Source organism: Paenibacillus soyae, from assembly GCF_024623455.1.
Lineage (GTDB): Bacteria > Bacillota > Bacilli > Paenibacillales > Paenibacillaceae > Pristimantibacillus > Pristimantibacillus soyae.
Window position 1 is genome coordinate 22,289 of the sequence record NZ_JANIPJ010000023.1, and the last position, 19,552, is coordinate 41,840.

The following is a 19,552-nucleotide window of genomic DNA, read 5'->3' on the forward strand; positions in this document are numbered from 1 at the left end:
TTAAATGGCAGGGGAGAGATGGACGTGAGCCTAACGGTTCTATTTCAAGGGGACTCCATCACCGATGGAGGAAGAGGTCGCAACGAAGATCTCAATCATATTTTGGGGCACAGCTATCCGTATCTGATCGCCAGCAGGCTGGCGAACGTTCATGCGGAGCAGCGCCCGCGCTTCATTAACCGCGGCGTCAGCGGCGATCGCGTGTCGGATCTGTACGCGAGATGGAACGAGGACGCGATCAGCTTGAAGCCCGACGTCATCAGCATTCTGATCGGGGTCAACGACGCGTGGCGCATCATGAACCGGCTGCCGAGTGGGGCGACCGACCGGTTCGAGCGGGCTTACCGCAACCTGCTGCAGGAGACGAAGGAAGTGCTGCCGGACGCGAAGCTCGTCTTGTGCGAGCCCTTCATCCTGCAGACGGGCGCAACGGCGGACAACTGGAGCGAATGGTCGAGCAAGCTTGCGGAGTACCGCGAGACGGTGCTCGCCTTAAGCCGAGAGTTCGACACGCTGCACGTGCCGCTCCAGGACGCGTTCGACCGCGCGGCGGAGCGAACCGACGCGGCCTACTGGCTGTGGGACGGCGTCCATCCTACCGCCGCCGGCCACGCGCTGATCGCGGACGAGTGGCAGTCCGTCGTGAAGCTGTTCGGTTAATTTATAGGTTGGCGAGAAACCTCCGCTCGTTGCGGAGGTTTCTTGCGTTTGTCTCCTCGCTGAAGCTGCATGCCGCGAATAACGATATGGCGCTTCGTTATCGTCCCTAGGGTGCGGTCCGTGAAAGCGAACAACGACACCGCGCGTCGTTATCGCGCCTCGGCGGTGTCCGCGGCCACCGCTAACGATATCGCGTGTCGTTGTCGCACCTCGGCGGTGTCCGCGAAAGCGAATAACGATACCGCGCGTCGTTATCGCGCCTCGGTAGTATCCGGGAAAGCGAATAACGATATGGCGCGTCGTTATCGCACCTCGGCGGGGTCCGGGAAAGCGAATAACGATACCGCGCGTCGTTACTGCTCAACATAGCGGTCCGCGGACATCCTAAACGACACTGTGTTGGATTGAACTTTAAGCCACCACCGCCAACTTTTTCCCTTAAGCCTGCAACCAAAGTCTAAATTGTGACGTATTTGTTAAAAAGCATGCAGAGGTGATGAAAATGAGCGAGAAGGGCTGCGTGAAATGCGGGAGCAGGGATGTGGCTACAAAAGAGGTGGCGATGACCGGAACGGGCTTGTCCAAGATGTTCGACATCCAGAAAAACGAGTTTGTTGTCGTATCTTGCAGAAACTGCGGCTACTCGGAATTTTATAACCGCCAAGCATCCGCCGGCTCTAATGTTCTCGATTTCTTTTTCGGCTGATGGAACCGATTTCCGTTTATTGGATTGAAGAATACAGGCATGTCGACTTATAATCAAGTGAGCATCATAAATTTCATAATATATTGGAGGAGAAGCAAATGTTGGTAGGAAAAGGCGCAGTACGCGATATGGCAAACGAAATTGATAAAGTGGTACGTGAAATCGACCAGCTTACGCAGTCCAAGATCGACCGCGTGTCCGATAAGATCGACTCCGAGCTGAACTCTTGCGGCCGCGAACTGACAAACGCTTCGAACTCGCTTGGCCAAATCAAGCCGCTGCTCGACCGTTTGGTTGCTCAGATCGGCCAAAACGCCCCGGATCACGTTCAAGTTCTTGTAACGTCGATCGCTCAAGAGGTGCTGTCGAAAGTGACTTCGGCAAGCGGCAACATCGACGAAGTTCAACGCAACATCAAAGATGTCGACAAATTGACGAACGAAATCGATACATTGACGGACGAAATCGACAAATTGACGAATAAGATCGACGAAATCACGGATAAATATCAGAAGTAAGGAGGCACGCGCTGATGAGTGACTACACACCGCCCGTAGGTTCCAACTACATGTCTGGCTGGGGCAACAATCACCAAGCGAAAGAGACGGCACTGAAAATCGACCACATCGCGAACAAAGCGAAGTTTGGTATCGAGATGCTGAGCACGGGGCTGGTCGGCATCGACGCCCTCGAGAAAGAGCTGATCGAAATCTCGAGCGCGCCCGAGCCTCCGACTCAAGTGCAAATCAGATCCATCGCTCATCGCCTGGACGCTCATCAGAAGCAGCTCCAGCAAGCTTTGGAACGAATCAAAGATATGATGACCGACATCGACAGAGAGACGGACGTCATCCAGAAGCCGCGTCAAAACTGGTAAGGCAGGCGGAGATTTCATGTCAATAGGAGGAGCCCAAGCACAGCAGCGTGCTTGGGCTCCTTTTTTGCCTGAAAGACGTCCTAATTGGGCAACTTAAGCGCCGTATCGATGTTCTGCAGGTTGAGCCGGGCCTGCTCCTGCGGATTCCAAGGATGATAAAGCCCGTTGTCGATCATGTAGGCCAAAATTTGTTCATGCGTATCGATCGCCTCGTCCAGCTGTTTGATCAGGATGGCCTTCACTTCCGGGGTTCCGGCTTCCGTCACGGCCGCGGCGTAATTGCGAACGCCGGACTTGGCGGCGATTAGGAAATCCATGGCGATGACCTGATCGGTCAGCACGTTCATGCCCGTTAAATTTTCGATTATCGTATTCATGGTTCCACTCTCCTGACTAAGTCGCTTTCGAAAGAATCGTCTCCAGCTCTTGCAACTGACGCGTCGTCACGTCGACATCCTGCTGCAGAATTTGTTTGAGAGCAGGATCGGATACGAGCGCCCGCATCGTCTTTGATTTTGTCAAACAGACGGCTTTGAACGCGGCGATCTCCTGTACTTCGAGCGTTTCGTGCAAGGCGTATGTCATGGTGATAAGCACCTCCCGAGGTTGGTTGATTTACGGCTTCAGGACGACTTTAATGCAGTTGTCCTGCCGCGTGTCGAAAATTTCGTACCCGCGCTTCGCCTCGCTTAGCGGGATTACGTGCGTAATGACGTCGCCCGGATCCACCTTGCCGGTATCGATCAGCTCATACATATACGGCATGTAGTGGATAACCGGAGCTTGTCCCGTCTTGACGGTGATGTTGCGCTGGAAAATGTCGCCGAGCGGGAAGCCGTTGTATCGTCCGCCGTATACGCCGGTCACTTGAATCGTGCCGCCCTTGCGCACGCATTGGGAGGCGATCACGATACCGCCCATCGCACCGCCGTGCAGCTTGAGGCCGGAGGCCAGCGACTCCATCGGCGTCATCTTGCCGCTCATGCCCGAGCAATCGATGACGACGTCGGCGCCGCCCTTCGTCATCTCCTTCAAATGCATGCCTACGTTTTCGTACTGCTCCGTATTAACGATCTCCGTCTTATTCGTTTTCTTCGAATGCTGCAAGCGGTAATCCAGCGTGTCTACGGCGATAACTCGTTTCGCTCCCTTGAGCCAGCTGAATTTTTGAGCCAGCAAGCCTACCGGTCCGCACCCGATGACAATGACCGTATCGCCGTCCTTGACGCCTGCGTTATCGACACTCCAGTAAGCGGTTGTCATCGCGTCGGCTATCAGGCACAGCTTCTCGTCGGGAACCTCGCAGCTTTCGGGAATTTTGAAATGTGTGAAGTTGGCGAACGGCACGCGCAAATATTCCGCTTGACCGCCCGGGTAACCGCCGGTCGTGCCCGAATAACCGAAGTAAGCGCCCATATCTCCGTTATCGTTCGAATTGTCGCACTGGCTTTCGAGATGATTCTGGCAATACCAGCAGGAACCACAGCTAATATTGAACGGGATGACGACGCGATCGCCTTTCTTCAGCTTGGTGACGCCCGGGCCGACTTCCTCCACGATTCCCATCGGCTCATGACCGATGACGTAGTCCTCCTGCAAATTCGGGATCATGCCGTGAATCAGATGAAGATCTGAGCCGCATATGGCGGTAGTGGTCAATCGGACAATCATATCATCCGGCTTCACGATTTTCGGGTCCGGCACTTCCTTGACGACAACGTTTTTGATGCCTTGGTACGTCACGGCTTTCATGCTTGATGCCCTCCCATTTGCTCATCCGGCGTACGGTCGAACATGCCCTTGCGGGAAGTGTCCTCCGGGAAAAGCTTCCACTGCGCGATTTGAACCGTCTGCTCCGCGCTCAGCATATCAAGCTGGAATTGCTCCTGAAGCTCGTAGGGATGGAACCATTTCTTGCGAACCATGAGCTCGGCGATTTCCGTATGCAGCGCAATCGCTTGATGCAGTTGCGAACGAAGCAGCGCCCTGGCATCAGGGGAAGCCGTTTCTGTGATCGCGAACGCCAAATTACGAACGCCTTCTTTTACGCGGATCAGAAAGTCCGCGGCGAACGTCATGTCCGCCATCTCCGGCATGTTCAGCCCGTTCGCGGGGTCTAGATAATCCAGTTTCATCGCAATGGTTCACCTCAATTTAGAATGGGATCGGGACGACGTTCCAGGAGTGGGGCGTTGAAGGGGGCTCTCTTATAAAGAGCTTGCAAATCAGCTAACGCTTGGATGCTCTGCTCAACATCCTTCTGCATAAGCTGCTTCAGCTCCTGATCGAATACGAGTCCTTGCATTAATTTCGATTTGGATAGACATAACGTTTTGAAGTTGATGATTTCGTGCAGGTCCAGCGCTTCGTGCGGCGCTAATGGTTTCATTTTTGTCACCCCCCAATTAACAATAGAGGTATTTTTTGTTTTGCCGGATGTTATATACCTCTTGGATCGAAATATTTTGTTCCGCATGCCGAAACCGGTTTTAGGCAGGGATTTACTGGCGGCCAACGAAAATAAAGGGAGGAAGGAGCAGTGAGGCAAGACATGACAGCATTTGTTTTTCCAACGATCGACACAGAGAGGCTGACTCTTCGGCTGCTCACGCTAGAGGATGCGCCGGCGGTTTATCGCCATTTCTCCCAAGCAGAAGTGACGCGCTTTATGGATATTCCCCCTTGCAAGGATATGCGGGAGGCGGAAGACATCATCCAATTTCACATCGACGATTCGGGGTGCCGATGGGGACTATTCGACAGAGAGACGGGGCAGCTGGCCGGGACCTGCGGCTATCATTGCTGGGTGTCGGGGCCGGAAGCTAGGGCCGAGATCGGCTTTGACTTGTCGACAGCTTATTGGGGACAAGGGCTGATGGGGGAAGCACTGCGGCCCGTGTTAGAGCTCGGCTTCACCAGGATGGGACTGGAGCGGGTAGAGGCGACCGTCGAACCGGGGAATGTGAGATCCATTCGGCTGCTAGAGAAGCTGGGCTTCCACCGTCACGAAGAGCCCGTGCAAAATCTGATTTATTTCGACCTGAAGCGCAAGGACATTCATTATGGAGCATGACTATGAATCCCGCGTCAGAATGGTGCTCCAATACATAGAAGAGAACAGCCATCGCAAGCTGAGCCTGGACGAGCTGGCGAGAACGGCTAGCTTCTCCAAATACCATTTCGCCCGCGTTTTTGCCGCTGTTACCGGCGAGACGCCGGCAGCGTACGTGAACAGGGTTCGCGTTCGCAAGGCTGCCCGCTTGCTATCCCAGACGGATAGGCAGGTGCTCGATATCGCCGGCGATTGCGGCTTCGAGTCGTTGTCGGCCTTTCACGCGCAGTTCAAGAAGCATTACGGCATGCCGCCCGGAGAGGCGAGGACAGGCGCTCTGGAACAAAACCGCAAGGAGGAGGAAGCTTCCCGCAATATTCAGGAAGCCTCCCCGGCCGGCGATCTCTATAATCGGGTGAGGAGCAGCCCGCTTGCCAAGCGGGCATGGGACTGCGCGGTGGAGATTTGCGAGCTGACGGATCGCGAGGTTGCTTGCGTCCGTCATGTCGGCAGCTATCTGGATACCGCGCCGGCATGGAGCAAGCTTGGGCAATGGGCGCGGAGGCAGGGATTAACGCCGGAGAGGCAACGCTTTATCGGCGTTTCGCTCGACGACGGTTATCTCGTTGACGAATATGCATGCCGCTATGACGCTTGCGTCAGCTTGCCTGCGGGGTTCGCTAAGGGCGGACATGATGGGGATGTCGGCTTCAAGCTTCTTCCCGGCGGCCTATATGCCCGTTACAGCTACTACGGCTCCTCGGCGCAATTCGTGCTTGCTTACGAGACGATGTTCCGTCTCTGGCTGCCGGGCAGCGGGTACGAGCCGGACGACCGGCCTTGCCAAGAATGGCTAAGGAACGATCCTGCAATGGATCCGGAAGGGAAATGCAAAGTGGATCTATACGTGCCAATTCGGAAGGCTGTTTTGTCATGATGGGGGAGGGAACGAGTTGAGCCATATACTCGGCACTATACAATGGGAAGGACGCCAAGCGGAATTGGATCAGCTGCTTAACTGCGTCGAGGTCCGCGAGCAGCCGATCGAGCAGGGCTTCGAAGCGGAGGTCGTGAGGCTTGAATCGGAAGCGGGAGGCTATGTCCTCAAAATCTGGAACAAAAGCTCAAGGCCGGACGTCGGCTTCCAGTTTCGTTTGTTAAGCGGTCTCTATTCGCATGGAACGCAGGTCTCCCGGCCGATTGCGTGGGGCTTTAACGATAGAGGCGAGCCGGTTCTTCTGACAGCCTACCATGGAGCACCCGTGACAATCGTCGACGAGAAGAAAATGTCCCAGGCGGCGAAGATACTCTTCCATATTCATCGCTTCCGGATTAATGACGAGTCGCTGCGGCTCGGCTTGCCCGATTACGATTTTAACGGGTACTTTCTCCCCGGGCTTCAGGAGGATTCGGATATGGAGAAGCTCGTGAGAGTGGTAACGAAGTCATTCCCTATCCAAAAGACCTCGTTGGTCCATGGCGACTTTCATCTCCGCAATCTAGTGGAGGAGAACGATTGCCTCACAATGATTGACTGGACGAACGGTCAGCTGGGTGATCCCCGTTACGATCTGGCATGGGCAGTCGTGCTGCAGAAGCTGTATGTGTCCGCTAAGCATGCGGACGTCTTTCTGTCCGTTTATATGCTCGAGAAGGAGATTCCTGGGGACGAGCTGGATGCATTCGAAGCGCTCGCGTTCTGCCGCTGGGTGCTTCTTATGAGACAAGGACATGCGCCCAAAGCTCGCGGAGCGCAGGAGCGCGCGGCCGGGATGATGAAGCAAAATCCTTACCTGAAGGAGCTGCGGCTCCCCGAATTTGCGAAGAAACCAGACGTTTGGAGCGGTGAAGGCATGAACATGGAGGCCCTATTTGCGGAGTTCCCCCGGCTCGAGTCGGGCGGGCTTATTCTGAAGAGGATCGAGGAGCGGCATCTGGACGAGCTTTTCGACATCTACAGCAACGACCGCGTCTTCGATTATTGCGGCATTATTCCGAAGCATAACAAGACGACGGTGAAAAGCATGATCGGACACTTCGACCGGGATTACAACAAGCGGACCCGGGTGAAATGGGGGATATTCGCCTCGGACGAGCCCGAGAGTCTGCTTGGCATTATGGAAGCGTTCGATTGGAACCAGAAGGTGAACATGGTGACGGTCGGTTACTTCCTGGCGGAATCGAGCTGGGGCAGAGGGGTCGCGACGAACGCGCTTGGTCTGCTCGTCCGCTTCCTATTCGAGGAAGCGAACGTGAACCGCATCCAGGCGGAAGTGATGCCTGGGAACGAATCGTCGAAGCGCGTCCTTCTGAAGAACGGCTTCGTCCGGGAAGGACTGCTTCGCCAAGCTTCGTTCTGGTCGGGCAAGGGCGTCGTCGATTTGGAAGTGTACGGTCTATTGAGAGGGGAGTTCGAGGGGTGACGCGAGCGACGGAAAACGTACGATCGATCCCAAGAGACCGGTGCGAGAACCACGGGTTGCCGGAGCAGCGGCAGCTCGCGGTCAACAGCTTCATGCTACTGCAGAACGGGCATGTGACGGCCGAATTTTGGCGGGAGCCTTATCGGAGCACCAGTCCGCAGCTGCTATACTCCCTTAGCAAGAGCTTTACTTCCATCGGGGTCGGCATCGCCTGGGATGAAGGCCGTCTTCGACTAGAGGATTCCGTCATCTCCTTCTTTCCGGATAAGCTGCCGGAAGACGTCTCCCCCAACCTCGCCAAAATGACGGTGCGTCATCTGCTAGGCATGAATGCCGGTCATGAAGGCAATATTTACGCGGAGGTGGCGCGGGAGGAGGACTGGATCAAGGCCTTCTTGGCCATGGACGTGGAGCATGAGCCCGGCACCCATTACCGCTACAGCACGCATTCGACGTATATGCTGGCGGCGATTATCGAGCGGATCACGGGAGAGAGCTTGGTCGGTTATTTGATGCCCCGATTGTTCGAGCCGCTGGGAATCGACAGACCGGCTTGGGAGACATGCCCGAAGGGCGTCACCGCCGGAGGGATGGGGCTCAGCATCAGGACGGAGGACATCGCGAAGTTCGGTCAAATGCTTCTGAACAAAGGAACGTACGAAGGTCGGCGGATCGTGTCCGAAGCCTATATCGATATGGCGACGCGCGAGCAAAGCGATAACCGCGCCGCGGCAAGCCCGGGCCGCATCGATTCCGCGCAGGGCTACGGCTATCAATTCCATCTGTGCCGCCGCGGGGCGTACAGAGGGGACGGCTCCTTCGGACAGCTTTGCTTGGTGGCGCCGAACGCGAACATCGTCATTGCCGCCACCTCCAGCTTCTCTTCCATGCAGCAGCTGCAGACGCTGCTCGATCTGATCGATGTCTGCATACTGGATCGGCTCGATGCAGGGAGACGCTGCTATGATCACGGCGAGCGCGAGCTTATTCATGAGCTCAAGAGACTGTCGCGGGCTGCTCTGCCGGCCATTCGGCCGGTCCCGGACGGAGCGCCTTCCGTCCATGGGAGACGCTATCGCATGCAAGAGAACCCAGAGCGCCTGGCAGAAATCGCGTTCTTCGCATCAGGGGATAGGCTGGAGCTAGTGTTGATCGGCGCGGATCCGCATCGGGAACGCCGGCTTTCGTTCGATTTTCGCCAGCCGGTGTTTGGGGAGGACCTATTCGTCAAAGATCTCTCCGAGCACCGCCAGGACGTCGCGGCCTATGCGGCTTGGGAAGATGCGCGGACGCTTAAGCTGACGCTCTACTATATCGAGACGCCTTACGTCATTACCTATGCGATCGCCTTCGAGGGCGAGACGATCCGCCTTCATTTCCATATCAACGTGTCGCTGACGTTATCGGATTACCAGACGAGCGGCACATTGTGTTAAAGTACAAGGATACGGAAGCAGGAAGAGGGGACAAGCATGAATCATACGGCGGAGGAAGTAGCGGCTTGGATGTTCGGCGAGATGAGGAACGCGGGCATTCTATATCAGGCCGATGCGGTCGAGCATATCCGGAAGAACTTCGGCGAGCATTTCATTTACGTGAACGAGAAGGGGCATGCCTCCATCGACAAAGAAGTGAAGAAGGCGTTCAAGAAGCTGCACGGCGGCAAGGCGGCTTGGGATCGGGATGCGTTCTTCTGGGGATGGACGTCGGCCATCAAGACGTAAGGAGCAGGACCAACAGGTCTTGCTCTTTTTTTATGACGCGAGAGAAATTTTGATACAGAATGCTATTTTTGGAAAAAACAAAAGGTATCGCGCAAAACGAAGGAGGGGACCGCGGAATGAAACTCAAAGCATGGGTTGGTCAGCTGTTCGGCGAATCGCAGCTTGCGAATGCGTCTTCCGAGCCTTCATCCTCCGCGCCGACGCCGCTGCTGGAGTCGCTGCAATCCAATTTGGCGCAAATTCGGCAGGCGCTGGGAGACAGCGGCGATATCGTCATCCGGGAGTTTAAGGCAGGCAAGACGCAGGGCATTCCCGCAGCCTTGATCTATACGGACGGCTTGACCGACTCGGCGAAGGTGCAGGATATGGTCATGCGCCCCCTGATGCTGGCGACGGACGAGCATATCGATCTCCGTAATGAGACGACGGAGCGGGTGAAAAACCAGCTGCTGACGATCGGCGACGTCACGGACATCGATCAGTTCCAAACGCTGTACGGCTCATTGCTCGCGGGGGACACGGTCATTCTGTTCGAGGGGGCGGCAACCGCGCTTGCTCTGGACGCGCGGGGCTGGAAGGAGCGAAGCGTCGACGAGCCCACGACGCAGGCGACGATACGCGGACCGAAGGAAGGCTTTACCGAGACGATCAAGACGAATATCGGCTTGCTCCGGCGCAAGATCAAATCGACGGACATGCGCATCGAGCTTCAGAAGATCGGCCGATTGTCCCAGACGGACGTCGCTCTCGTATATATAAACGGTTTGGCGGAGGAGTCCGTGCTGGGGCAGCTGAGACATCGGCTGAAACATATCGATATTGACGCGGTATTCGAGTCCGGCAATATCGAGGAATTCATCCAGGACGACACGATCTCCTTCTTCCCGACGATTCTGAACACGGAGAGGCCGGACGTCATCGCGGCGGGCCTCGTCGAAGGCCGGGTCGCCATCATCGTGGACGGCACGCCGTTCGTTCTGCTTGTTCCGGCGTTATTCACGCATTTCATGCAGTCGCCGGACGACTATTATCAGCGGGCCGATATCGCGACGCTGATCCGCATGCTGCGGCTCATCGCTTTTTTCCTGGCTTTGCTCGCGCCGTCCATTTATATCGCGATTACCTCCTTTCACCAGGAGATGCTTCCGAGCCCGCTCTTGATCAGCCTGACGGCCGCGCGCTCGGGCGTGCCGTTCCCGGTTTTCGTCGAAGCGTTCGTCATGGAATTGACGTTCGAGCTGCTGCGCGAAGCGGGACTTCGCATGCCCAAAGCGATCGGCCAAGCGATCTCGATCGTCGGTGCGCTCGTGCTCGGCGAAGCCGCCGTGCAGGCCGGGCTGGTCTCGCCGGCGATGGTCATCGTCGTCTCGCTTACGGCCATTACGACGTTCGTCATTCCGTCTATCAGCCTGGCCGTTCCCATTCGCATCTTGCGGTTTATGCTGATGGGACTTTCGGCGATGTTCGGCTTGTACGGCATTTTTATCGGCATTGTGTATATTATGCTCCATTTGAACACGCTGCGTTCGTTCGGCGTGCCTTACCTGAAGCCTTACGCGCCGTTCGTTCTGGGCGATCAGAAGGACGGCGTGTTGTTCCGGGTGCCGGTATGGGCCATGTTCCTGCGGTCGTTCGCCGTGGCGAAACGCAATATCGTGCGCCAGCGGCCGCAGCAAACCCGGGAGCGTGGGGAGGGATGAAGCTGCCGAACCGATTCGGAAGGCTGCTGCTCGCGCTCGCGCTGCTTCTTGTCGCGACGGGCTGCTGGGATCGGCACGAGCTTAACAATCTGGCGATCATCTCGGCCATTGGGTTCGATAAGCATGGGGATAAGATTCGGGTCACCGTGCAAGTGCTCGACCCGGACGAAGTGGCGGGCACAACGGGCGGGGGAGCAGGCAAAGCGCCGGTCATCACCTATGAGGAAGAAGGAATCACGGTGGATGACGCTTTCGGGAGGCTGACGACCAAGGCGCCGTACCCGCTCTACTTGTCCCATGTGCGCATGGTCGTGTTCGGCGAAACGCTGGCGCGCGGCGGAATCGCCAAAGTGCTTGATTTCCTCTCGAGAGACAGGCAGATGCGAACCGACTTCTATCTGGTCGTCGCGAAGAAGCGGACCGCCCGGGAAGTGCTGGGCATCTTCACGCAGATCGAGAAAATACCGGGCAATAAGCTGTATTCCTCGCTCAGGACGGCCAGCCAGGAATGGGCGCCGGTGCAGGAGACGCTGCTGATCGACGTTATCAACGATTTGGTGAACAAGGGCAAGCAGCTCGTTCTGACGGGCGTTCAGATCGAAGGGGACGAGAAGGCGGGGGGCACGCCGAAAAATAACGAAAACATCCGAAGCATCGCCCGGTTATCCTTCAACGGAATCGCGGTCTTCAAGTCGGATAAGCTGATCGGCTGGCTGACGGAGAACGAAAGCAAAGGCTACAGCTATATTCGGGATAAGGTGAAACGGACGATCGGCAATGTAGCCTGCGGCCAAGAGAAGTACGTGTCGCTGAAGGTGATCCGATCCGAAACGAAACAGTCCGTCAGAATGGAAGGGGGCGAGCCTATCGTGCGCCTTCGCGTGGAGATCGAAGCCGACGTGAACGAATCGACCTGCGATATCGATCTCGAGAAGGATGAGGCCATTGCCGAGCTCGAGGAGGAGAGCGCCCGGAAGCTGAATCAGCTCATCGACAGCTCGATTAACCGGGCTAAACGAATGAAGAGCGACATTTTTGGATTCGGGGATCTTCTCGAAAGGAATGAACCCGGTTATTGGAGGGCTCATCAGGATCAATGGCAAACGTTGTTCCCCGAGCTCGAGGTCGAGACGGAAATCGTGTATCGTATACGCCGAATTGGAACGAGGACGAACTCTTTGCTCAAAGAGATGGAGGAATAGGGGGCTCGAAATGGGACAAGCAGCGATTGCGTTGTTTTTTTGCCTCCTTTTTGCCGTCAAGGACACGGTGCGGCTGAAGGAGAAGAAATATCGCAGGGAGAACGCGTTTTTTATTTGCACGCTGACGCTTGGCTTCGTTATGTTATCGTTGCATTTTTTCGACATTCCGCTTCCGACTCCGATAGAAGCCATCCAAGCCATTTACGGCCCGGTCTATGAAATGCTGTTCGGTTGGACTCTGGCTATTCAAAAATAAAGGGTGAAGGAGGGGCAAGCGGTGGAGAACATCCGAATCAGCAATATGCAGCTGACGGTTATCGTCATGCTGGTATCCATCGGAGATACGATTCTGGTCCTGCCCTCCATGATTTCTTCGATCGCCGAGCGAAATGCATGGATTTCCGCTTTAATCAGCATTTGCATAGGTCCGGCCGTCTGCTTGCTATTCGCGTCGCTGCAGAGCCGGTTTCCCGGCATGACTCCCGTACAAATCTCCCGGGCGGTGCTCGGCAAATGGATGGGGAATGTCGCGGCTTTCCTATTCGTATTCGGCTTCGTGTTTCTAATGGTGCCGATGCTTATGAGGGAGCTGGGGGATTTCATGACGACGCAGATTATGCCGAATACGCCGATCGAGATCGTTTATTTTTTGTTTTTGGTTATCGTCGTACGCGGGGTTCGGTCGGGTCTGGAGCCGCTGGCCCGATCGGCCGAAATATTCGCGCCATGGGTTCTGATGTTAAGCGTCTTGCTAGTCATCTTCGTGCTGCCCGATATCCGACTGTATCGGATCGAGCCGCTATTCTACCAAGGCTTGGCGCCGGTGCTGGGAGGGGCGTATCCGTTTGTCGCGTTTTCTTATTTCGAAGTCGGCATTCTGATGATGATTTTCCCGTACGTGAAGGAGCCGAAGAAGATCCGGAGCAATCTGCTGATAGGTACTCTGTTGTCCGGGCTGCTCTTGTCGTCGGTGATCTTCCTGTGCTTGACGGTATTCGGACCGAACGTGACGGCGGATCTGATGTATCCCAGCTATTTGCTGGCCCGGAAAATCGAAATCGGCGAGTTTCTGCAGCGGATCGAAGTCATTATGGCGATCATCTGGCTGTTCACGATTTATTTCAAAATGTCCTTGTGCCTGTACGGCACCTGTCTCGGCGCGGCGCAGCTGTTCCATCTCCGGGATATGAAGCTGTTCGCGTTCCCGCTCGCTCTGATCTCTATGGTCATCGCCGACCGTTCGGCGCCGAACATCACGGCCTTCACGCATATTATAAGCGGCGCCTACCCCTTATTCGACTTTACATTCGCCGTCCTGCTGCCGGTTCTGCTGCTTGCGGTAGGAGCATTGCGAAAGACTCCGGCGAAGGCGCAGGTCGGGAGCGGATGAGTGAGACGTTTGACAAGGAGGCGGCCTGTTAGGCATATGGCTTCCTTTTTCTTTTCTTGGTATGATCAAGAAGAGAAACGGAGGGATGGCAAGATGCTACCGATCAGCACTCAAATCGTGCAGCAACGTATCGACAGCCTGAAGGATCAGGACTTATATATTCATCTGGAATTAACGACGGGAGCGTATGCGGCCCACTTCGACAGCTCGAAGCATCCGGCGTCCACGTTCATCACGAACACGCGGATCCGATACTCGCTAGGCTCGATTTCCGGGCAGGGGCCGTACCGGGTAGGCTTGAAAATGGAGCATGGCTGGATCTATTCGGAAGGATTGACCCACTATGAAGAATCGGATGACCGGCGCCTTCTGCTGGCCGGCCACGACAGCCAAGGCAAGCTGGTCGTGTCTCTGCAGCTGAGTCCGGAGCCATTCTGAAGCGAGGGGAGAAGAGCGAGACGATGGAGAAACGTATATTGGTTGTATTGCCGCATCCGGATGACGAGGCTTTCTGCTTATCCGGCACGTTGGCCAAGGAGATAAGCGCCGGGGCGCATGTCACGTACGCCTGCTTAACGCTTGGCGAGATGGGCCGTAATATGGGCGTTCCGCCGTTTGCGAATCGCGTGACGCTGAAGGACATTCGCAAGCTGGAGCTCGAAGCCTCCTGCGAAGCGATAGGGATTCAAGATTTGCGAATGCTAGGGTTTCACGACAAAATGATCGAGTTCGAGGATCCCCAGCTGCTGGACGAGAAGCTTGGCGCTCTGCTCGAAGAAGTTCGTCCGGATCAGGTATTCACCTTCTATCCGGGATACAGCGTGCACCCCGATCATGACGCATGCGGCGCGGCGGTCGTTCGTTCGATCGCCAAGCTTCCGGCAGGAGAGAGGCCGCCGGTTTATTGCATGGCGTTCTCCCGCAACCATGAAGAGGAGATCGGCCAGCCCGACGTCTTCGTCGACGTGCGGGACTATATGCCGCAGAAGCTGGCTTCCATTCGCGCGCACCGGAGCCAATTCCAAGCGCCGGAGCTGGTAGGCAGCAAAGAGCTTACGGCGGAGGAGCTGGAAGCGCGCTTCGGCATGGAGAGATTCTGGACGTATCGCTTCTAAGACAGGAAAAGGCCCGGACAAGGATCCTTAATGGATCTTTATCCGGGCCTTCTTCCGTTCATCGGGGCTATTCATCGGGACTATCCGTATATCGACAGCTCCGGCGCGTAGTCGGTGAACCGGTACAGCTGGGCCGGACGCTGGGAGTAACGATTGGATAGAAGCGGGCTGCCGTCTTCGCCGCGGGCTTCTTCCAGTATGCCTTGCCGGCTTTGCGTGGACGTTACTTTGCGAATGAAGTTTTTCTCCTCGAATGTCGGCACGACCGTCTGGATCACCTGGTACAGCTCGCTGATCGTGAACAGCTCGGGCAAGAATGCTTTGGCGATCGTTGTCGTCATCATGAGCTGGCGAATGCGGGCCAGCGCGTCTCCTAGAATGTCGCGATGATCGAAGGCCAGCTCCATGGCGAGCGCTTCTTCGACCGGTACCAGGCGGACCTCGGACGCTTCTTCGGAGGTCTGACGCCCCTCCAGGGCCTGCTCCTGGACAAGCGCGACGAACGCGTGCGAGATCATCCAGCCTCTGGGGTCCCGGCCGGGGGAGCTGTACACTTGAAAATATTCCAGATGCACATTCGCGACGCCCGTCTCCTCCAGCAGCTCCCGTTCCGCGCACTGCTGGACCGTCTCCGTCGGCCGCGTGAAGCCGCCGGGAAGGGCCCACTTGCCTTCGAAGGGCCACTTCCTGCGCCGGATCAGCATCACCTTGAGCTGCCGGATCGGCAGCGCTTTTTTGGCGCCGGGCTTCTCCTCGGAGGTGATGGTGAACATCGCGATATCGGTAGGGGCGCCGTCAGGGGTGCGGTAAGGCTTCGTTGAATAGTTGTGTTCGTCTTCGGTCGGTTCGTTCATGGCCGCTCTCCTGTAATATGAAAGTATAATTACAGATTGCCCAGTAATTCGGCGCGAATTTCAGCCAGCGTGTGCTCGCGCGTTAATTTTCCGTCCACGAATACGTCCTCGAGCAAGTCCTCTTCCCCGAACGCCGCGTAATCCGCGATGCTGAGCTGGTCGACGTATTGAATCGCGCCTTCGCGCGCTACGACTTTGACCAGGCCGGTTTGCGATTTTTTCATTTTGTTCGGATCGGTCGCGGGATCCTTGTAAATTTTGCGTTCTTCGCCGTTTACGACGGTGAAGGTCGACTTGAGCGCGAACCCGAACGTGTCGCGGGTGTTGTATTGGTACGTGAACGAGCCGATGCCGTATACCATGTTCGTCGACGCGAAGCCCTTGGCCTCCAGCCTCTCGCAAATTTCGCGGCAGCGTTCGATCGTAATCGCGTCTCCGTAGATGGCGCCGATGTGGCTGTCGAGCTGCTTGTAGCCGCGCTCGGTAATTGTGCCGCCGAAAATCTCCCAGAGGATCTCGATTACGCCTTTGCGGGCGAATTCGTTATCCGATCCCGGGTCGCCGCAGATGATCGCGACCGGGTCTCCGCTGTCCGGACGGATGACGACCCGGCCGTCCCGGGCCATAATGTCGTCCTTCAGCCCGCGGATGACGACGTCCAGGACGCTCCATAGATCCCATGTATCCGATACGATCGAGACAAAGCCGGTCGGATACACTTCGTTAATCAGGTAACGGTACGACGCCATCTCGTCGCGGCCGTGCGCGCACATGACGCTGTGCTCGGTCGCGGGAATCGAGGTGCCGACCAGCTCGGTCTCGATATTCGCTTTATAGTAGTTCTCCAAATACAGAATGGCAGGGATCGTATCCGTGCCCGTGAACGACAGCAGATGTCCCGCGCTGCTGCCTAGCGCGGCATCCAGCGAGCCCATGCCGCGCATCGAGAAGTCGTGGCCCTGGAACGGCACGCCCGACAGATCCCCGTTCGTTTTCTTCGCGTACTCTTCAAGGATTTGGCGATATTCGAAAGCAAGCGTCGCGCTTGTCGCCGGCATCCACAGCTGGCACGACATCAGCGTCTCGAGATAGTTCGTCAGCCAGAAAAACTCGGGCTTCGTGTTCTCGATCGTCAGCATAGGGACTTTGATCGGCACGAGCGTGCCTTCTTTGACGGCTTTGATCTTGATCGGCAGGTAGCCGAGTTCATGCAGCTCTGCGATGTGGCTAGCATCCGGATCGTCGACTCCAAGCGTATACTTCAGCACTCTCTTGTATTCGGCAATAACGTCATTCTTCGGTCTGGCGAAGAAGTTTTCGTTGAAATATTGAATCAAATATTGTTTGATGAAGGCTTGAAAGCCGAACGCTACGACATGGTCGACATCCTTGAGGCGGCTGGTGCGCGCCGTCCATGTCGAGTAGACAAGCTCTGTGCCTTTCGGATATTGGTTTTTGTGGCTTACTTTGTAGAAGTCGCACAGCAGAGTAGCGGGATAGATGAATGGCGTTGTCATGATTACATACCTCCGAGTTTCATCATTTGGATTTTGTCGATGGGCGATTCGTCCAGCATCGTGTCCGTCGTATACACGCGGTCTACCAGGCCGGAATTCGGAATTTTGCCTTGGAACACCGATTTCTCGCAATGGCCGACGAGCAGGAACACTTCCGAGGCTCCGAGCTCCTTCAGCCGCTCCGCGCTTAGAAGGAAAGTTCCGCCGTACGAGCAGAGATCGTCGACGATGATGGCCTTGAAGCCGGGCTTTGCGACTTCGCCGACGACGTCGAGCTTCTGGATCTGGCCCGTCTGGAAGTCGCGGACCTTGAAGCCGACCAGCTGTTTGAAGCCCTTCACCTTGGCGTACCGCTTCTGCGCGCCGGCGTCCGGGAAGAAGAGGTAGTCCTCCTCCGCGTTGAAATTCGTTTCGCGGATGACTTGCTCCAGCAGCTCGACCGACGGATAACGGGCCGTGCTTCTATCGAGCAGCGCCATCGTCACGTCGGAGTGCGGCTCGATGACCGTCACTTCCTCGAAGCCGAGCGTGTTAATGAAGCTTGCCGCGTATTTCAGCGTGAATACGGATGACCCTTCCACGCGGTCCATGCGGCTGTAAGGCATATACGTGATGAGGAGAGAAGCGGTCAGCCGGTGATCGTCCAGAAATCGTTTGACGAACATCAGCTTGATCAAATCCCCGTCGGATTCGTACTTGAGCACGACCCTGTTGCGCGTTTCGGCGGCTGCGGCTTGCAGTATGGCTTCCCCGTCCACTCTCGTCTCGCCGTTCGGGAAGGTCTGGAAGTCCAAGGCGACCTCATTTATCTTAATCATGTTTCGTCACGCTCCTTGCCGGTTGTGGTCGTTCATTCATTCTTTCGATTTAATATTATCATAATGACAATTATAAAATTTGTCAACGGTTTGCTGCTGTCTTTTTTGTAAACGGGCGGTTTAATTGCTTTAAATGGTTTTGGCCCTCGCGCCAAAGGGAGGCGTTGTATACAATCGAGCTTATAGAAAAACGCGGAGGGATAATGATGGACAGACAAACGGCGGCTCGAACGGCCGAAGAGACGATCGCAATTATTCGGGAAGGGAGCTACCGGAATAGGCGAGGGGAGGTTATTGAGCTGGGGGGCGCGTTGGAGCGCTCCGTCCGAGACGCGATTCTCTATAGCCCGGCCGACGGGGACCGGTGCTTGGCGGAAGCGAACCTGGCAGAGAGCTTCCGGACGAAGATCGAGGTAACTCCGGAGACGACATTGCAAGCAGCCGGCCGGCTTGCAGGCGAAGGAAGGAGCGTATGCTGCCTAAACTTTGCATCGGCCAGACAACCCGGCGGGGGCTTCCTGAATGGGGCGCGGGCTCAGGAAGAAAGCTTGGCGCGCTCTTCGGGGTTGTATCCCACGATCGTCCAAATGACCGAAATGTATGAGGAAAACGCCCGCGTGAATACATGCCTGTACACCGACTATATGATCTATTCGCCTGAAGTGCCGGTATTTCGCGAAGACGGGGGCGAGCTGCTGGACCGCCCTTACTCGATCTCCGTCATTACGGCTCCGGCGGTTAACGCGGGCGTCGTAAGGGACAGAGAGCCGGAGAACGCCGGACGCATTCGGGAGGTCATGACGAGAAGAATCGAAAAGATAGCGGCCGTGGCGCTTGCCAACGGGCAGACGTCGATGATCTTGGGAACTTTCGGCTGCGGGGTGTTTAAAAACGATCCGGAGGAGGTCGCGTCGATTTTTCGGGAGGTTCTTCAGAGCGATCGTTGGAGGGATGCCTTCGAATACGTGGTGTTCGCCGTTTACGACACGACCCCGAAGAAGCGGGTCTACGAATCATTTCGCCGTGCGCTCGGGACATGTTAAGATAGGGGCAACGAACCGTAAAGGGGATGAAGGCATGAGCGAGCAGCTGATAGCGAGAAACGAAATCATCATCGACGAGGCGCCCGGCGGGAGTCATGCCCGTATTTCAAAGAAAATGTTGGACGAGATATTGAATTCGAAACTGTTTGGGTAGTCATCGTCCGCATTAAGGGGCGAGATTATTGGTGTCGGGTGCCCGATACGGAGTTAATCGCTGTGGCTATAGAAAAAATGACTAAATCGATGGAAGAGCTTCTATTATATGAAGGGGTTTCGGTTCGAACAAAGGAGCAGGCTACAATTCTCATCCTCCATTCAACAGATTCCTATTTTCAAGAGAAGCTGGATGAGCTTCATTTCTCAGGCATTAGGGTGGGCGAGGATTTGGAATTTTGGTTTGATTGAGCAGATGGCGAAAAAAATTCAAAATGGATTACGAACAGGAATCGCTTGAAGAGCGGTTCCTTTTTT

The 19,552-nt window shown here is 55.9% G+C and carries 25 protein-coding genes and 1 pseudogene; 18 read left to right on the forward strand and 8 right to left on the reverse strand.

Annotated features, from left to right (window positions below):
* Nucleotides 1–18: 18 nt before the first annotated feature.
* The 4 genes from NQZ67_RS24715 (at nucleotide 19) to NQZ67_RS24730 (ending at nucleotide 2,243) form a co-directional block, all read left to right on the forward strand.
* Nucleotides 19–660 carry an SGNH/GDSL hydrolase family protein gene (locus tag NQZ67_RS24715; RefSeq protein ID WP_257451243.1) on the forward strand — a complete coding sequence of 214 codons (642 nt, stop codon included), beginning with the start codon at nucleotides 19–21 and terminating at the stop codon, nucleotides 658–660.
* A gap of 502 nt (nucleotides 661–1,162) precedes the next feature.
* Complete coding sequence (locus NQZ67_RS24720; RefSeq protein WP_257451244.1) at nucleotides 1,163–1,366, forward strand: zinc ribbon domain-containing protein; 204 nt, start codon at nucleotides 1,163–1,165, stop codon at nucleotides 1,364–1,366.
* 98 nt (nucleotides 1,367–1,464) lie between these two features.
* Nucleotides 1,465–1,884: a hypothetical protein gene (locus tag NQZ67_RS24725; RefSeq protein WP_257451246.1), complete on the forward strand. Its 420-nt coding sequence runs from the start codon at nucleotides 1,465–1,467 to the stop codon at nucleotides 1,882–1,884.
* Nucleotides 1,885–1,898: 14 nt separating this feature from the next.
* Complete coding sequence (locus NQZ67_RS24730) at nucleotides 1,899–2,243, forward strand: hypothetical protein (RefSeq protein ID WP_257451248.1); 345 nt, start codon at nucleotides 1,899–1,901, stop codon at nucleotides 2,241–2,243.
* An 80-nt stretch (nucleotides 2,244–2,323) separates the two neighbouring features.
* On the opposite strand, the gene NQZ67_RS24735 is transcribed toward NQZ67_RS24730, so the two are convergent.
* From NQZ67_RS24735 to NQZ67_RS24755, 5 genes are read right to left on the reverse strand one after another with little or no spacing between them, the layout of a single operon-like run.
* Nucleotides 2,324–2,620 (reverse strand): spore coat protein, encoded by a 297-nt coding sequence (locus NQZ67_RS24735; protein WP_257451250.1) that lies wholly within the window; start codon nucleotides 2,618–2,620, stop codon nucleotides 2,324–2,326.
* 16 nt (nucleotides 2,621–2,636) lie between these two features.
* Complete coding sequence (locus NQZ67_RS24740) at nucleotides 2,637–2,828, reverse strand: hypothetical protein (RefSeq protein WP_257451252.1); 192 nt, start codon at nucleotides 2,826–2,828, stop codon at nucleotides 2,637–2,639.
* Nucleotides 2,829–2,858: 30 nt separating this feature from the next.
* A complete protein-coding gene (locus NQZ67_RS24745) occupies nucleotides 2,859–3,995 on the reverse strand; it encodes a zinc-dependent alcohol dehydrogenase (RefSeq protein WP_257451255.1) in 1,137 nt (378 codons plus the stop codon).
* The gene (locus tag NQZ67_RS24750; RefSeq protein WP_257451257.1) at nucleotides 3,992–4,378 is read right to left on the reverse strand and encodes a spore coat protein; all 387 of its coding nucleotides are present in this window, start codon (nucleotides 4,376–4,378) and stop codon (nucleotides 3,992–3,994) included. Before NQZ67_RS24750 ends, NQZ67_RS24745 begins: the two co-directional genes overlap by 4 nt.
* Nucleotides 4,379–4,392: 14 nt before the next feature.
* The gene (locus NQZ67_RS24755) at nucleotides 4,393–4,632 is read right to left on the reverse strand and encodes a spore gernimation protein GerQ (protein WP_257451260.1); all 240 of its coding nucleotides are present in this window, start codon (nucleotides 4,630–4,632) and stop codon (nucleotides 4,393–4,395) included.
* A gap of 162 nt (nucleotides 4,633–4,794) precedes the next feature.
* On the opposite strand from NQZ67_RS24755, the gene NQZ67_RS24760 reads away from it, so the two are divergent.
* From NQZ67_RS24760 to bshB2, 12 genes and pseudogenes are all read left to right on the forward strand, one after another.
* Complete coding sequence (locus NQZ67_RS24760; protein WP_257451263.1) at nucleotides 4,795–5,316, forward strand: GNAT family N-acetyltransferase; 522 nt, start codon at nucleotides 4,795–4,797, stop codon at nucleotides 5,314–5,316.
* The gene (locus NQZ67_RS24765) at nucleotides 5,306–6,232 is read left to right on the forward strand and encodes an AraC family transcriptional regulator (protein ID WP_257451266.1); all 927 of its coding nucleotides are present in this window, start codon (nucleotides 5,306–5,308) and stop codon (nucleotides 6,230–6,232) included. Before NQZ67_RS24760 ends, NQZ67_RS24765 begins: the two co-directional genes overlap by 11 nt.
* A gap of 64 nt (nucleotides 6,233–6,296) precedes the next feature.
* A pseudogene (locus tag NQZ67_RS24770) lies at nucleotides 6,297–6,869 on the forward strand (aminoglycoside phosphotransferase family protein); the annotation flags it as partial.
* A 279-nt stretch (nucleotides 6,870–7,148) separates the two neighbouring features.
* Complete coding sequence (locus NQZ67_RS24775) at nucleotides 7,149–7,718, forward strand: GNAT family N-acetyltransferase (RefSeq protein ID WP_257451382.1); 570 nt, start codon at nucleotides 7,149–7,151, stop codon at nucleotides 7,716–7,718.
* Nucleotides 7,715–9,154 carry a serine hydrolase domain-containing protein gene (locus NQZ67_RS24780; RefSeq protein ID WP_257451269.1) on the forward strand — a complete coding sequence of 480 codons (1,440 nt, stop codon included), beginning with the start codon at nucleotides 7,715–7,717 and terminating at the stop codon, nucleotides 9,152–9,154. Before NQZ67_RS24775 ends, NQZ67_RS24780 begins: the two co-directional genes overlap by 4 nt.
* A gap of 36 nt (nucleotides 9,155–9,190) precedes the next feature.
* Nucleotides 9,191–9,442, forward strand: coding sequence for a DUF6953 family protein (locus NQZ67_RS24785; RefSeq protein WP_257451271.1), 252 nt, complete (start codon nucleotides 9,191–9,193; stop codon nucleotides 9,440–9,442).
* 116 nt (nucleotides 9,443–9,558) lie between these two features.
* Nucleotides 9,559–11,142, forward strand: a complete 1,584-nt coding sequence (locus tag NQZ67_RS24790) for a spore germination protein (protein ID WP_257451272.1) — start codon at nucleotides 9,559–9,561, stop codon at nucleotides 11,140–11,142.
* Entirely contained in the window at nucleotides 11,139–12,344 is a 1,206-nt protein-coding gene (locus tag NQZ67_RS24795; protein WP_257451273.1) for a Ger(x)C family spore germination protein, read from the forward strand. Before NQZ67_RS24790 ends, NQZ67_RS24795 begins: the two co-directional genes overlap by 4 nt.
* Nucleotides 12,345–12,354: 10 nt before the next feature.
* A complete protein-coding gene (locus tag NQZ67_RS24800) occupies nucleotides 12,355–12,600 on the forward strand; it encodes a hypothetical protein (protein ID WP_257451275.1) in 246 nt (81 codons plus the stop codon).
* Between the two features lie 21 nt (nucleotides 12,601–12,621).
* On the forward strand, nucleotides 12,622–13,734 hold the full coding sequence (locus NQZ67_RS24805) for a GerAB/ArcD/ProY family transporter (protein ID WP_257451276.1): 1,113 nt from the start codon (nucleotides 12,622–12,624) through the stop codon (nucleotides 13,732–13,734).
* Nucleotides 13,735–13,827: 93 nt separating this feature from the next.
* Complete coding sequence (locus NQZ67_RS24810) at nucleotides 13,828–14,172, forward strand: YojF family protein (RefSeq protein WP_257451278.1); 345 nt, start codon at nucleotides 13,828–13,830, stop codon at nucleotides 14,170–14,172.
* Nucleotides 14,173–14,195: 23 nt separating this feature from the next.
* Complete coding sequence (gene bshB2, locus NQZ67_RS24815) at nucleotides 14,196–14,849, forward strand: bacillithiol biosynthesis deacetylase BshB2 (protein WP_257451280.1); 654 nt, start codon at nucleotides 14,196–14,198, stop codon at nucleotides 14,847–14,849.
* Between the two features lie 80 nt (nucleotides 14,850–14,929).
* Here bshB2 and NQZ67_RS24820 read toward each other — a convergent pair whose 3' ends face one another.
* Genes NQZ67_RS24820 through NQZ67_RS24830 form a run of 3 tightly spaced genes read right to left on the reverse strand, consistent with a single transcriptional unit; the run spans nucleotide 14,930 to nucleotide 18,038 of the window.
* Nucleotides 14,930–15,703, reverse strand: a complete 774-nt coding sequence (locus tag NQZ67_RS24820; RefSeq protein ID WP_257451281.1) for an NUDIX domain-containing protein — start codon at nucleotides 15,701–15,703, stop codon at nucleotides 14,930–14,932.
* Between the two features lie 29 nt (nucleotides 15,704–15,732).
* Entirely contained in the window at nucleotides 15,733–17,220 is a 1,488-nt protein-coding gene (locus tag NQZ67_RS24825; RefSeq protein ID WP_257451282.1) for a nicotinate phosphoribosyltransferase, read from the reverse strand.
* Nucleotides 17,221–17,222: 2 nt separating this feature from the next.
* Nucleotides 17,223–18,038 (reverse strand): phosphoribosyltransferase family protein, encoded by an 816-nt coding sequence (locus NQZ67_RS24830; RefSeq protein ID WP_257451283.1) that lies wholly within the window; start codon nucleotides 18,036–18,038, stop codon nucleotides 17,223–17,225.
* A gap of 206 nt (nucleotides 18,039–18,244) precedes the next feature.
* Between NQZ67_RS24830 and NQZ67_RS24835 the strand changes: the two genes are divergently transcribed.
* Nucleotides 18,245–19,081 carry a TIGR02452 family protein gene (locus NQZ67_RS24835; RefSeq protein ID WP_257451284.1) on the forward strand — a complete coding sequence of 279 codons (837 nt, stop codon included), beginning with the start codon at nucleotides 18,245–18,247 and terminating at the stop codon, nucleotides 19,079–19,081.
* A 216-nt stretch (nucleotides 19,082–19,297) separates the two neighbouring features.
* Nucleotides 19,298–19,486, forward strand: coding sequence for a hypothetical protein (locus NQZ67_RS24840; protein ID WP_257451286.1), 189 nt, complete (start codon nucleotides 19,298–19,300; stop codon nucleotides 19,484–19,486).
* Nucleotides 19,487–19,552 lie beyond the last annotated feature (66 nt).

Bases quoted from the DNA above. Each gene is read 5' to 3' on its own strand.
- NQZ67_RS24715 (WP_257451243.1), top strand. From the start codon at position 19: ATGGACGTGAGCCTAACGGTTCTATTTCAAGGGGACTCCATCACCGAT.
- NQZ67_RS24720 (WP_257451244.1), top strand. From the start codon at position 1,163: ATGAGCGAGAAGGGCTGCGTGAAATGCGGGAGCAGGGATGTGGCTACA.
- NQZ67_RS24725 (WP_257451246.1), top strand. From the start codon at position 1,465: ATGTTGGTAGGAAAAGGCGCAGTACGCGATATGGCAAACGAAATTGAT.
- NQZ67_RS24730 (WP_257451248.1), top strand. From the start codon at position 1,899: ATGAGTGACTACACACCGCCCGTAGGTTCCAACTACATGTCTGGCTGG.
- NQZ67_RS24735 (WP_257451250.1), bottom strand. From the start codon at position 2,620: ATGAATACGATAATCGAAAATTTAACGGGCATGAACGTGCTGACCGAT.
- NQZ67_RS24740 (WP_257451252.1), bottom strand. From the start codon at position 2,828: ATGACATACGCCTTGCACGAAACGCTCGAAGTACAGGAGATCGCCGCG.
- NQZ67_RS24745 (WP_257451255.1), bottom strand. From the start codon at position 3,995: ATGAAAGCCGTGACGTACCAAGGCATCAAAAACGTTGTCGTCAAGGAA.
- NQZ67_RS24750 (WP_257451257.1), bottom strand. From the start codon at position 4,378: ATGAAACTGGATTATCTAGACCCCGCGAACGGGCTGAACATGCCGGAG.
- NQZ67_RS24755 (WP_257451260.1), bottom strand. From the start codon at position 4,632: ATGAAACCATTAGCGCCGCACGAAGCGCTGGACCTGCACGAAATCATC.
- NQZ67_RS24760 (WP_257451263.1), top strand. From the start codon at position 4,795: ATGACAGCATTTGTTTTTCCAACGATCGACACAGAGAGGCTGACTCTT.
- NQZ67_RS24765 (WP_257451266.1), top strand. From the start codon at position 5,306: ATGGAGCATGACTATGAATCCCGCGTCAGAATGGTGCTCCAATACATA.
- NQZ67_RS24775 (WP_257451382.1), top strand. From the start codon at position 7,149: ATGAACATGGAGGCCCTATTTGCGGAGTTCCCCCGGCTCGAGTCGGGC.
- NQZ67_RS24785 (WP_257451271.1), top strand. From the start codon at position 9,191: ATGAATCATACGGCGGAGGAAGTAGCGGCTTGGATGTTCGGCGAGATG.
- NQZ67_RS24790 (WP_257451272.1), top strand. From the start codon at position 9,559: ATGAAACTCAAAGCATGGGTTGGTCAGCTGTTCGGCGAATCGCAGCTT.
- NQZ67_RS24795 (WP_257451273.1), top strand. From the start codon at position 11,139: ATGAAGCTGCCGAACCGATTCGGAAGGCTGCTGCTCGCGCTCGCGCTG.
- NQZ67_RS24800 (WP_257451275.1), top strand. From the start codon at position 12,355: ATGGGACAAGCAGCGATTGCGTTGTTTTTTTGCCTCCTTTTTGCCGTC.
- NQZ67_RS24810 (WP_257451278.1), top strand. From the start codon at position 13,828: ATGCTACCGATCAGCACTCAAATCGTGCAGCAACGTATCGACAGCCTG.
- bshB2 (WP_257451280.1), top strand. From the start codon at position 14,196: ATGGAGAAACGTATATTGGTTGTATTGCCGCATCCGGATGACGAGGCT.
- NQZ67_RS24820 (WP_257451281.1), bottom strand. From the start codon at position 15,703: ATGAACGAACCGACCGAAGACGAACACAACTATTCAACGAAGCCTTAC.
- NQZ67_RS24825 (WP_257451282.1), bottom strand. From the start codon at position 17,220: ATGACAACGCCATTCATCTATCCCGCTACTCTGCTGTGCGACTTCTAC.
- NQZ67_RS24830 (WP_257451283.1), bottom strand. From the start codon at position 18,038: ATGATTAAGATAAATGAGGTCGCCTTGGACTTCCAGACCTTCCCGAAC.
- NQZ67_RS24835 (WP_257451284.1), top strand. From the start codon at position 18,245: ATGGACAGACAAACGGCGGCTCGAACGGCCGAAGAGACGATCGCAATT.